The sequence below is a fragment of the Chroococcidiopsis sp. genome, from assembly GCF_051657925.1.
Taxonomy (GTDB): Bacteria; Cyanobacteriota; Cyanobacteriia; order Cyanobacteriales; family Chroococcidiopsidaceae; genus Chroococcidiopsis.
The window spans coordinates 1-12,057 of the sequence record NZ_JBOFLP010000239.1; the positions used below are offsets into that span (position 1 = coordinate 1).

General features: G+C 46.3%; 9 protein-coding genes and 1 pseudogene. 5 read left to right on the forward strand and 5 right to left on the reverse strand.

The features are described from left to right. Window positions 1-331: 331 nt before the first annotated feature. Window positions 332-859, reverse strand: a complete 528-nt coding sequence (locus tag ACRC32_RS19485; protein ID WP_438555526.1) for a PadR family transcriptional regulator — start codon at window positions 857-859, stop codon at window positions 332-334. 161 nt (window positions 860-1,020) lie between these two features. Between ACRC32_RS19485 and ACRC32_RS19490 the strand changes: the two genes are divergently transcribed. Next, window positions 1,021-1,401 (forward strand): monooxygenase family protein, encoded by a 381-nt coding sequence (locus tag ACRC32_RS19490; protein ID WP_438555527.1) that lies wholly within the window; start codon window positions 1,021-1,023, stop codon window positions 1,399-1,401. Between the two features lie 7 nt (window positions 1,402-1,408). Here the strand turns inward: ACRC32_RS19490 and ACRC32_RS19495 are convergent, their stop codons facing one another. The 3 genes and pseudogenes from ACRC32_RS19495 to ACRC32_RS19505 form a co-directional block, all read right to left on the reverse strand. Continuing rightward, on the reverse strand, window positions 1,409-2,503 hold the full coding sequence (locus tag ACRC32_RS19495) for a phosphotransacetylase family protein (protein ID WP_438555528.1): 1,095 nt from the start codon (window positions 2,501-2,503) through the stop codon (window positions 1,409-1,411). Between the two features lie 206 nt (window positions 2,504-2,709). Then, window positions 2,710-3,454, reverse strand: a pseudogene (locus ACRC32_RS19500) (TrkA C-terminal domain-containing protein). Between the two features lie 36 nt (window positions 3,455-3,490). Beyond that, on the reverse strand, window positions 3,491-3,685 hold the full coding sequence (locus tag ACRC32_RS19505; RefSeq protein ID WP_438555529.1) for a hypothetical protein: 195 nt from the start codon (window positions 3,683-3,685) through the stop codon (window positions 3,491-3,493). A gap of 66 nt (window positions 3,686-3,751) precedes the next feature. Here ACRC32_RS19505 and ACRC32_RS19510 point away from each other — a divergent pair, with 66 nt between their 5' ends. Then, window positions 3,752-5,902: a polyribonucleotide nucleotidyltransferase gene (locus ACRC32_RS19510; protein WP_438555530.1), complete on the forward strand. Its 2,151-nt coding sequence runs from the start codon at window positions 3,752-3,754 to the stop codon at window positions 5,900-5,902. Between the two features lie 171 nt (window positions 5,903-6,073). Here the strand turns inward: ACRC32_RS19510 and ACRC32_RS19515 are convergent, their stop codons facing one another. Further along, complete coding sequence (locus ACRC32_RS19515; protein ID WP_438555531.1) at window positions 6,074-8,779, reverse strand: EAL domain-containing protein; 2,706 nt, start codon at window positions 8,777-8,779, stop codon at window positions 6,074-6,076. Window positions 8,780-9,096: 317 nt separating this feature from the next. Between ACRC32_RS19515 and ACRC32_RS19520 the strand changes: the two genes are divergently transcribed. From ACRC32_RS19520 to galE, 3 genes are all read left to right on the forward strand, one after another. Beyond that, on the forward strand, window positions 9,097-9,762 hold the full coding sequence (locus ACRC32_RS19520; RefSeq protein WP_438555532.1) for a gamma-glutamylcyclotransferase: 666 nt from the start codon (window positions 9,097-9,099) through the stop codon (window positions 9,760-9,762). A gap of 98 nt (window positions 9,763-9,860) precedes the next feature. Beyond that, window positions 9,861-10,391, forward strand: a complete 531-nt coding sequence (locus ACRC32_RS19525) for a GNAT family N-acetyltransferase (RefSeq protein WP_438555533.1) — start codon at window positions 9,861-9,863, stop codon at window positions 10,389-10,391. Window positions 10,392-10,653: 262 nt separating this feature from the next. Next, window positions 10,654-11,652: a UDP-glucose 4-epimerase GalE gene (galE, locus tag ACRC32_RS19530; RefSeq protein WP_438555534.1), complete on the forward strand. Its 999-nt coding sequence runs from the start codon at window positions 10,654-10,656 to the stop codon at window positions 11,650-11,652. Window positions 11,653-12,057 lie beyond the last annotated feature (405 nt).

The following is a 12,057-nucleotide window of genomic DNA, read 5'->3' on the forward strand; positions in this document are numbered from 1 at the left end:
ACGAATCAATCCTACGACTAACTAAAACCGCGTCCATCAGGTCAAACAGCGCATCTCTACCATTACCCATCAGAGTATAGGCTTTGTGCCGAAAATCCTGAAGTTTGTCAAAATTACTCATGGTCAAGTGATTTGAAACATCTTTGACCATGAAGCGAGCGGAATCAACGATCTGACCGCTTTTCTTTGCTAATTAGTCTAAACTCCAGGCAGTAAGTTGTGAATTGCAAATTGCGTTCATGTAGCTTGTTTTCCCGTAGGGGAAACGCCTTGTCAAAGACTAGGGGTAGTGTAGCGCAGCGCAAAAGTACGAATTGCGAATTGTCCCCTGCTATTTAAGTAACTGTATTGCTCTATCAATCCAAGACAGCCAGTGAGTTTCGTAGCTAATACCATTCAGGAGAGTGAGGTATTGAAACTTTTCGGTTTCGGATAGTATTTGCGGATTGCTAAAGTACTTTTGCTCTATAGCTTTGTATACTGCCAGCTTTTCCTGATGCGCTTTTTGATGACGCTTCAACTCGATTGCGATCGCTTGGGGAGCGAGATAACCTGCAAAAATTTTGACTAATAAATCGTCCTTAATCGGTGAAGGATCGGAAGCTTCGGTCATCCAAGCCTTCAGATGTTGCTTGCCTAGTTCTGTGATGCGATAGAGCTTCTTGTCTGGTTTTCCTGTCTGAAGTATGGTTTCGGCTGCAATCCAGCCTTGTTGTTCTAATTTGGATAATTCTCGATAAATCTGCTGGTGGCTGGCTGCCCAGAAGTATCCAACCGAGCCATCAAATTGTTGTGCTAGATCGTATCCGCTGAGAGAACGATCGAGCAGACATGCCAGGATCGCGTGTGCTAAAGCCATAATATTTCTTTACTTGACTTATGCAAAAAAGTGCATATTATATTAACATATTCAATTAATTGCATATTAAACGAGATGCAATGGCTGTAAAGACATTACATGTAACGTCACTACTGGTCAAAATTGCTCGCTCGATCGCTAATCAATGAGGTGATTCTCGTATGAATTATTCAATCTATCAAGTTGAGTTATCAGAAAACCCCGAAGCGATCGCCTTTGTGAACGGTTTCTTGGCACGCGATCGCGCAGGCTTTATTTGGATGTGGAAAAATCTTCTGTGGATTAAGAACGCAACGGCGACGGCTGATGGCTGCGTGCAAGTTAAAGCAGGGATTTGCGCTGCTAATGAAGTCGTGATGGTAAGTTATTGGCGATCGCCGCAAAGCTTGCAAGCATTTTTCAGGGGGAAATTTCATCGCCAGATGATGCAATTTGTTGCCAAACATCCTGAGAGTTTATGTTTATATAACGAGATATATAAACCTACAGCAAGTGGTAAATACTCGCACGAACCGCAGGGAATGGCAACTATTTATGGATAATTTAGATTTAAGGCAGAGCGACAGCAGGGCTGAGGTCGAGTTGAGATAATAAGCGATTGAAGTCAAAATGTTCTGCCATTAACTGACGGATGCATTCAACTTTGAAGGGTTCGTGCAGGCGCACTTGTCCGAACGTGCGATCGACAATCTCTACTGTAGTTAACGTATCGAGATCGACTGAGAGGATGGGAATTTCGAGTTCTTCTGCTTTACTAAGGATAAAAGTTGGTGCGGGAAGCTTACCAGTTAAAATGAGACATTGAGTAGAACTTTCCAAAGCTGCTAATTGAATTTCAACGCGATCGCCTCCCGTGATGACAGCCATATTTCGCCGCTGTCCGAAATATCTCAACGCTGAGTTGACATTCATAGCTCCAATTGCCAAACTTTCCACCATCAGATCGAGGCGATCGGCACGGCAAAGGACATCTGCTTTTAACTGATTGACTAATTCTCTAACGCTGACACTTCTGAGTAAGCGGTTGCTAGGCAGCATTCCTAAAACTGGAATACTGCGTTTTTCCAGATAAGGGCTGACTTCTGCTGCTACAGTTTCCATCCGATCGAGAGGAATATCATTCAGTAGCACGCCAATTAAGCGATCGCCCAAGCGCCGTCGTGCCGAAATCAAAGGTTCCACAGAAAACGCCGATTTGTAGCGAGACACCAGTAGAATTGAAGCATTGATAATTTCAGCCACTTGCAGCATTCGCAGATCGAACAAACTGCCCTCTTCCAGAGTTCCCGGTCCTTCCAAGACTGTTAGATCGCCTGCCGGAAGTTGCAGATATTGCTTCAGGCGTTCGCGGTAGTCGATGTTGTCTTCTCCTCGCAAGCGTTTGCCAATGGCATTTTCGTCCAAGGACAAGATTGTGGGGAATACTCGCTGCGGTGGGAGTTTCAGCAGTTTAGTCACAAACTCAACATCAGCATCAGCGATCGCGGCTGTGGTATCTTCACTAAAACAGCTACCCAAAGGTTTGCCGTAGGCAAGATCCAGCCCCATTTGTTGCAATCGATGAGATAGACCTAATACAGTGGCGGACTTACCACTGTAAGTCTCAGTTGAACCAATTAGCAAAAACTTAGCAGCCTTCGACACCCACCCACTCCTAACCCCAGCCAGGGAAACAAATCGACTTTATACTATCTTAATTAAGTAGAACTAAATGAAAGATTTATTTTTGCTAAAGCAATGAAAAGCGGCAAGCGATCGCATTTAATAGTGACTAGTGACTGCTGGCTAGTGGCTAGTGACCAGTTACCAACTACCAACTACCAACTACCAGTTATCTAACAACCATCAACTTACAACCAATCCGATCGCGCTTTTGCACCTCTATATCTAATATCCCGTCGCAAAACGTATTTTTGGGCAAATTGAGGAATGTCGCCACGATGTCCCATGAGGATAACCGTGTCACCTGCTTCTAGCAACATTTCATGCTGAGGGTGAATAATCATCGTGCCATCCGGTTTACGCAGTGCCACAACGAGAAAACCGCCTTTCCCCCGTACTTCCATGTCGCTCACGACTTTACCCGCAAATGGAGAATCGGGCGAGATCGTTAACTCATCCATATAAACACCAATTTGAGCGAGTAATTCATTTAAAGTATGCCGTCCGTCGTCTTGGTTGAGAAAATCCATTACCGCAGGATGGGTAATCATCTGCGCCATCCGTTCTGCACCAATAGAAGCGGGCATAATCACGCGATCCGCACCAGCTAATTTGAGTTTCTTTTCTGTAGAGGTATATTCACCCCGTGCCAGAACTATTAATTTCTCCCTCAGTCACCATTTGCACGAACCCTCCCACGATATAAACCACCGAAGTATAACCAGCCACAATCACCAAAATGGTAAAGACTCGCAGTGCAGGTGAGGTAATCGGTTTCACTTCGCCATAACCCACACCAAGAACGGTAATCGTGGTCATGTAAATTGCCTCTAACAAATTCCATTCAGCCACTACATAGCCAGTAATGGCGGCTAGGATAGTCGTAGCAAAAGCGATCGCCCCTAAGATAATGTTTCTAACAGATGTTTTCACTTAGTTTGTCATTAGTCATTAGTCATTGGTCATTGGTCATTTGTATGTCCACCACGCAGCACGCACCACTGATAACTGATAACTGACAACTGATGTTGTATACAGCATTGCTTTGAATCTTTCTTCCCCCGATTTCCGTACGGGAGGGTTTAGCCGAAAAACTATTTGTTCTAATACAGGTGTCCTGCCAAAATCCGCCCCTACGACTCCCCTTTTTCCGTGACAACCCACTAGAGGTATATCGGTGCTAGGATTGCGACAGAATCAGAATAGCGATTAAGAAGGACAAAAAACTAAATGGTAGAGATGGATAGGTCAATATCCTTCGATGGAAGGGATATTCGACTTAGAGTAGGTATGTTAGCCCCTCAAGCTGGGGGAGCAGTGTTAATTCAATCAGGCGATACAGCAGTTTTAGTTACCGCAACCCGAAGTACAGCCAGAGAAGGCATTGATTTTCTTCCCCTGACGGTAGATTATGAAGAAAGACTCTACGCTGTCGGTCGAATTCCAGGTGGTTTCTTGCGGCGTGAAGGTCGTCCGCCAGAAAAGGCGATTCTGACGAGCCGCTTGATCGATCGCCCCTTGCGTCCGCTGTTTCCTGGTTGGCTGCGGGACGATCTGCAAGTCGTGGCGACGACTCTGGCAATGGATGAGTTAGTCCCGCCGGACGTGCTAGCGGTAACGGGTGCATCAATGGCGGTGATGCTGGCGCAAATTCCTTTTTATGGACCAATGGCAGCCGTGCGCGTCGGCTTGGTAGGGGATGACTTTATTATTAATCCTACCTATGCTGAAATTAAGGCAGGAGATTTGGATCTGGTGGTAGCGGGTACTCCAGACGGCGTAATTATGGTGGAAGCTGGAGCTAACCAACTCTCAGAACAGGACATGGTTGAGGCGATCGATTTCGGCTACGAAGCCGTGCGAGATTTGATCGCTGCTCAACAGGAGTTTCTCAAAGATTTAGGGGTCGAACCGCCACAAGTCACACCGCCAGAAGTAGATTCTACTTTAACAGACTTCATTCGCGATCGCGCCCAAACTCAAATCAAACAAATTCTCTCGCAGTTTGACCTTGACAAAAACAGCCGCGATGCTGCCCTCGATGAAGTGAAAGCATCTGTTGCCGAAGCGATCGCCGAACTGCCAGAAGAAGATCCGGTAAAGGTGATTACGACTACCGAAAGCAAAGCACTGGGTAACACTTTTAAAGATTTGACCAAGCAATTGATGCGACGGCAAATTGTTGAAGATGGCGTGCGGGTTGACGGACGCAAACTAGACGAAGTACGCCCCGTTTCCTGTAGAGTTGATGTTTTACCCAAGCGGGTTCATGGTAGCGGGTTGTTCAATCGCGGTCTGACGCAGGTTCTCTCGGCTTGTACCCTGGGAACACCAGGCGACGCTCAAAACCTATCTGACGATCTGCAAGAAGACCTAGAAAAACGCTATATCCATCACTACAACTTCCCACCCTTCTCGGTTGGGGAAACAAAACCTCTGCGTGCCCCAGGTCGGCGTGAAATCGGTCACGGAGCGCTAGCAGAACGCGCCATCTTGCCCATTTTACCACCCAAAGCTGATTTTCCCTACGTCATCCGCGTGGTGTCAGAAGTCCTTTCTTCTAACGGTTCTACGTCAATGGGTTCGGTCTGCGGTTCCACTCTTTCTCTGATGGATGCAGGCGTTCCGATTCTCAAGCCCGTGAGTGGGGCGGCGATGGGACTGATTAAAGAAGGTTCCGAAGTCCGCGTCCTGACTGATATTCAGGGGATTGAAGACTTCTTGGGCGATATGGACTTTAAAGTGGCTGGGACGGATACAGGAATTACAGCCCTGCAAATGGACATGAAAATTTCTGGGTTACCCATAGGAACGATCAAACAAGCCATTGACCAAGCGCGTCCCGCACGGATGCACATCTTGGAAAAAATGCTTCAGGCGATCGACCAGCCGCGTAGCGAAATGTCAGCCTTTGCCCCGCGTCTGCTGACAATTAAGATCGAGCAAGATCTGATCGGCATGATTATCGGACCTGGTGGCAAGACAATTAAAGGGATCACCGAAGAAACTGGAGCCAAAATCGATATTGAAGACGATGGCACGGTGACGATCTCTGCGGTGGATGAGAGCAAAGCGAAAAAAGCTCGTAACATCATCCAGGGAATGACCCGCAAGCTACAAGAAGGAGAAGTCTACGCTGGTCGCGTAACTCGAATTATTCCCATTGGCGCGTTTGTGGAATTTTTGCCCGGAAAAGAAGGCATGATCCACATTTCTCAACTGGCTGACTATCGTGTAGGAAAAGTTGAAGACGAAGTCACAGTTGGTGATGAAGTGATTGTCAAAGTCAGAGAGATCGATGGCAAAGGTCGGATCAATCTGACTCGCTTGGGCATTCATCCCGACCAAGCAGCCGCAGCGCGAGAAGCAGCGGTGAAGTAGATCGGAGAACGCGGCTTCATTGGCGACGAGTTCGCCAACCGCCCGCTTCAGGAGGCAGGAGACAGGAGACAGAATAATTTGCCGTTATTTGTCTGTGTTTCCTTGCTCTTGCTCTAACGGTTTTTGTATAAGAGAGTAAAGCGCGATCGCCTCATTTGCTTTCGCCTCAATTCACCACCGGGGATTTGTCACGATTAATGCCTCTGCTGCTGAAGCTTCTAGTGGCATAGAGAAAAAATATCCCTGTCCGTATCCACAGTTCAACTCTCTCAACCGGGCTAATTGCTCTGCTGTTTCTACTCCTTCTGCTGTCACGTCTACGTCAAGCTTTTGGGCAAGCGTCACGATTGTTTCAGTGATTTCTAGACTGACCGCACTAGTCCCGATATTGCTAACAAAAGAGCGATCGATTTTTAACATATCGATCGCAAAGCGGTGAAGACGACCTAAAGATGAATAGCCAGTGCCAAAGTCATCAACGAGCAGCCGAATTCCCATAGCTCCGAGTTGTGAGAGCATGGCACTTGCCGCTTCATGATTCTGCATAATCGCATTTTCTGTAATCTCTAGCTGTAGACTAGACGCATCTAGATGAGTCTCCTGTAGGACTTGGTTGATGTGCTTTAGCAGCTCAGCTTGCCCAAACTGGGGAGTACCAAGATTGACGTTAATGGTTAAGGATTGGATTGCTCTTGAGGAATCACTCGCGGCGCTTTCCTCATCGGCTGGGCTAGATAAGAATTGCTCTTGCCACTGTTGGAGCTGGCGACAAGCTTCCCGCAGCACCCACCGATCTAGAGCAAAACCTAGCCCGATTTCTTCTGCAATGGACATGAACTCGGTTGGGTAAACAAGACCTCGATTTGGATGCTGCCAGCGTATTAGCGCCTCAAAGCCAACAATTCTACCAGTTTGCAGCGATATTATCGGCTGATAGTGAATCCGAAACTCCTGACGCTCAATCGCTCGTCGCAGCTCCGTTTCCATCTGCAAGCGTGCAACGGCGCGATTGCGCATCTCTGGGTTGAAGATCTCGTATCGCGCTTTACCTAAGCTCTTGGCTCGGTACATAGCGATGTCAGCGTCGCGCAGTAGGTCTTCTGGCTGGTTGTTACTTGTCGTTCTCAGGACAATGCCAATACTTGCTGTAGTAAATACCTCTTGCCCGCCTAAATTGAAGGGCAATGTCAGTTGGGCTTGTATCCGTTCTGCGACTTGGATAGTGTCGCTAATGTCATCAATACCCTCAAGCAAGATTGTGAATTCATCTCCCCCAAGTCTCGCCGCCGTATCTGTAGGACGTATGCAAGCTTCTAGTCTTCTAGCAATAGCAATGAGAAATTCGTCCCCAAGTGTATGCCCAAGACTATCATTGATCACCTTAAAACGATCTAAGTCAAGGAAGAGGACAGCAAAAAGATAATCTTCATCTCGTTTACTATGTTCCACCGCACGCTCTAGGCGATTCATGAATAAAGATCGATTGGGTAGACCTGTGAGGGCATCGTGAAACACATTGTGCAGCAGTTGCTCCTCTGCGTGCTTGCGCTCTGTAATATCTCGACAAATTACGTGCAACTCCGTAGGCATTCCATCTTCGTCAAATAGCAGTTGGCTGCGTTCGCGAACCCATACAACCGACCCATCTTTGCGAATTTTTCGTAGTTCATTTTCACTACTGACCAACCTTTCCCTCAAAACTCTATCCAACCATTGTTGAGCCAATTGCCAATCTGGTTGGTAAATCGTCAGCCAAATCGGTCTGCCGATCAACTCTTGTTTGCGGTAGCCCAGAAAATCAGCACCAATCTGATTGATTGATTTAATAATTCCATTAACCGCGATCGAGGCATAGGAATCGGGAGCAGAATCGTACAAATTTTGATATTGTTGCTGACTCTCTCGCAGTGACGCTTCTACTCGCTGGCGTTCTGTAACCGCAGCACCCACAAGCAAACCCGTGTATGAAACTGTCATCAAGCAAAACTGTAAGGCTAATGTATTATTCCCAGAGCGAATGTAAACCAGGAGCGTGACACCAATATTAATGACTAAAACTGCTAGCACTGCTCGCTCGAATCCGTGCCGCACAGCGATCCAAATCAACGGCAAAAACACAAAATAGCTGTACTCTAAAGATAATCCTGGCGGAAATCCATAGCCGAGCCAGATGGCGACAATTAAAGCAATCAGATCTATGCTGCACTCCAGTACCGTTTGACTCCTCAACCGACCTGCGTCGATCTGCTGCGTCGGTCTTTCTTGAGTAACCTGCCACTTAGCCTCAGATACTATGCGTAACAAAAGCAAAAGCGGCGGCGCTAACATGGCAATGCCAGTAGCCTCTCCAGCCCATTCGCGGATGACTTGTACCGTCCATTGAGACCAAGAAAGACTGCTGGCTGCCGCTAACGTCGTTACATATAGCCCAGAAACTACGAGCGATGTAATAAAAGTGACAATAGCAAATCTAAAAACGTCACGAAAACGGCGGAGGTATGGATCGATATGTAACTTGTGTAGCAACAAAGCACTGGCTAGACTGTAGCCTAGCATTATCCAGATAGCACAGAGCAACACGTAGAACGGAGCAATGTTTAGTGGACTCACCACTAACATATGTAGCAAGGGGATGAGCAGCAACTCAGGGGTATAGCGCAGACCAAAACCCAACAAAAGCACGAAGTGAAGTCCGGCTGATGGCTCCCAAGGGCTGATCGCTGCCGCCGTGTCAAAGACAGCGGCTAATTCTTCTAGACCTAGCCCAGCTAAAACGTAAACCGCTACAAGCAGTAGAGTACGCAGACTTGAGGGGAGATGTCGCAGCCATCTGAATAGTCTTGGGAAAATGTGCCAGTTGTTACGCCCTATTCTCACTGCCTCACCCGCTTTCCACTACTTAGATAGTGTAGGGTTCTGTTGGTTAACTTGAATCTAGCTACTTACGTAGAAACGCTTCAAAACCGCAGCAAGATGATGTGGTAGACATCTTAGACTTATTGCAAATGCACCTTCTTGAGAAAGGACGATATGATTTCAAGCTGCTTCAAGCCTTAGGGATTCACTTTCACCCGCAAACCGAAAGTTTGCAGGAGCGAGGCGAGCGGCAGTCCTAGCCTGCTTAATTGAGTTTTATCTGCAATAGGTCTATTGTAGGATGGTTGAAGTCTGAGGCAGTTCTTCTCGCCGTTGCTATGATTCTCACTCGCGCCTATCTCGAATCAGGGCTGCTACAAAAAGCGATCGCTCAATCTAGTTTGGGAAAACACCTGCTGAGCGAGGCGGAGTTACAAGCTTCGATTCAACAAACTTTAGTGCGACAAAAACCCAATTCTGATATTTGGTTGTTTGCTTACGGTTCTCTGATTTGGAACCCGATTTTTCATTTTGCTGAATATCGCACTGGTACGATTTACGGTTTGCATCGCCGTTTTTGCCTCTGGACTCCTCTCGGTCGCGGTACGCCGGATAATCCTGGTTTGGTTTTGGGACTCGATCGCGGTGGTAGTTGTCGCGGTATTGCCTACAGAATCGCTGCGGCTAATGTTATGTCGGAATTAACAATCGTCTGGCGGCGAGAAATGATTGTTGGTTCCTACGTTCCTACTTGGGTCAAGTTTTATCACGATAAGCAAGTTGTAGAGGCGATCGCGTTTGTTATGAATCGGCATCGTTCGGGTTACGCGGGTAATATTTCTTTTGACGCTACTGTTGATACTCTTGCTACTGCTAAGGGAGAACTCGGTTCTAGTGCTGATTATTTGTTTCAAACTGTGGACGGATTAAATAGTGTCGGAATTCATGACAAGCCGCTGCTACGTTTGCGCGATCGAGTGATTGCTAAGCAACAAGGGATTTAATGTCACGCATAAGACGCGCAGCGGCTTCTCGTAGAGTAGGCGCTAAGGCGCATACGCAAAGCGTTCTCGAAGAGTAGTGATAATTAAATTATTTTCGTATGTCTAGTATTGCTCAAACCGATCGCCTCATCATTCGCAACTGGATTCCTGAACGGGATGCAGAATCAGCCTTTCGGATCTATAGCGATCCAGAAGTGACGCGATTTCTGATGACGAAAACCAATAGTGTTGAAGACGCAGTTAAACTACTGGAGCGATGGGTAATGCTATCGACTCAACTCAATGGTGGAGGTTTTTGGGCGATTGTCAATCAGGAAAATCAAGAAATTCTCGGTACAATTATTCTCATTCCCTTACGAGATGAAGTAGAACAATGGACGCAAGATTATGAAATTGGTTGGCATCTCAAGCAGTCTGCTTGGGGGAATGGATACGCTACGCAAGCAGCCAGGGCAATTCTTGACTATGGATTTAATACTCTAAAATTACCCACAATCTATTCAGTTGCCAGACCCGAAAATACAGCTTCAATTCGCGTTATCCAAAGATTGGAAATGATCCCAATTGGACGGACTAGTAAATACTACAAGATGGAACTTGAGATGTTTAAATTGGGCAAACTCACATAACAGATACTTAGCGCTGGAACTGGTAATGGTTAAGCCAGGAGACAGAAGACAGAAGACAGAAGTAGTTTTTCTCCTCCAGCTCTCTTCTCTCCCTCAGCTCCCATTCTAGCCCTCTCGTAGCCCTTCGGGCTACGAGAAGGGCTACGAGAAGCCACCCTTCGGGTGTCTACGCCCTACAGCTTCGCGACTCTCTCTTCCCTGCTCCCTGAGAACTGAATAATCGGTTAAATTAAAAGATTGTTGCAGCAAAGGGGAGAAGAGAATGTCGTCTGTAAAACCTACAATCTTAGTTACTGGTGGAGCGGGATATATTGGTTCCCATGCAGTCTTAGCACTCAAACAGGCTGGGTATGGTGTCGTTGTTCTCGATAACCTTGTGTACGGACATCGCGATTTGGTCGAACAGGTTTTACAGGTGGATTTGATTGTTGGTGATATCAACGATCGCCCCTTACTAGACGAATTATTTGCTAAGTACGACATCGCCGCTGTCATGCACTTTTCTGCTTATGCATATGTGGGCGAATCTGTCACGACTCCAGATAAATATTATCGTAATAATGTCGTTGCCACGCTCACCTTACTAGAGGCAATGCAGGCTGCATCGATCGATAAATTCGTCTTCTCTTCTACTTGCGCTACCTACGGCGTACCTAAAACAGTACCGATTCCCGAAGACCATCCCCAAAGTCCAATTAATCCCTACGGTGCGACTAAATTGATGGTAGAGCGAATTTTAGCTGACTTTGATGTTGCCTATGGCTTCAAATCTGTCTGTTTTCGCTATTTTAATGCTGCTGGTGCAGATCCAACCGGATTGTTAGGAGAAGACCACGATCCAGAAACTCATCTAATTCCTTTGGTACTGCAAACAGCTTTAGGTAAGCGCCAGTCTGTCTCAATTTTTGGTACTGATTACGATACTCCTGATGGAACTTGTATTCGCGATTACATCCACGTTAGCGATTTAGCCGATGCTCATATTCTGGGCGTGGAATATCTGTTACAAGGTGGAGATTCAACAATTTTTAATTTAGGTAACGGTAATGGTTTTTCAGTTAGAGAAATCATCGATACTGCCAAGCAAGTTACGGGAAGAGAAATTAAAGTTGTAGAAAGCGATCGCCGCGCTGGAGATCCACCCGCACTCGTCGGTAGTGGTGAAAAAGCAAGAAAAATTCTGGGTTGGAATCCCCAATATCCAGAGATAGATAAAATTATCAGTCATGCTTGGAACTGGCATCAAAAACGACATGGATAATAAATGAATAGTGTGCCATATACTTGATTGATACCTGTCATTTAAAGATATCGATCGACCCGCAATAATCAGTTACGAGATTGTTGCGGAATATCTTTCTTTTGAATCATGAAAAAGTTAGGCGATATTGAGAACATCATTAAATTCTGGAGTTTAGACTAATTAGCAAAGAAAAGCGGTCAGATCGTTGATTCCGATCGCTTCATGGTCAAAGACGTTTCAAATCACTTGACCATGAGTAATTTTGACAAACTTCAGGATTTTCAGCACAAAGCCTATACTCTGATGGGTAATGGTAGAGATGCGCTGTTTGACCTGATGGACGCGGTTTTAGTTAGTCGTAGGATTGATTCGTTTGCAAAGCTATCCCTATCGCCTGTATTTCGACGGCAGTGGCCGAGTTTA

Coding starts and splice junctions, on each gene's coding strand:
- ACRC32_RS19485 (WP_438555526.1), bottom strand. CDS start 859: ATGGCTTTAGCACACGCGATCCTGGCATGTCTGCTCGATCGTTCTCTC.
- ACRC32_RS19490 (WP_438555527.1), top strand. CDS start 1,021: ATGAATTATTCAATCTATCAAGTTGAGTTATCAGAAAACCCCGAAGCG.
- ACRC32_RS19510 (WP_438555530.1), top strand. CDS start 3,752: ATGGTAGAGATGGATAGGTCAATATCCTTCGATGGAAGGGATATTCGA.
- ACRC32_RS19520 (WP_438555532.1), top strand. CDS start 9,097: ATGATTCTCACTCGCGCCTATCTCGAATCAGGGCTGCTACAAAAAGCG.
- ACRC32_RS19525 (WP_438555533.1), top strand. CDS start 9,861: ATGTCTAGTATTGCTCAAACCGATCGCCTCATCATTCGCAACTGGATT.
- galE (WP_438555534.1), top strand. CDS start 10,654: ATGTCGTCTGTAAAACCTACAATCTTAGTTACTGGTGGAGCGGGATAT.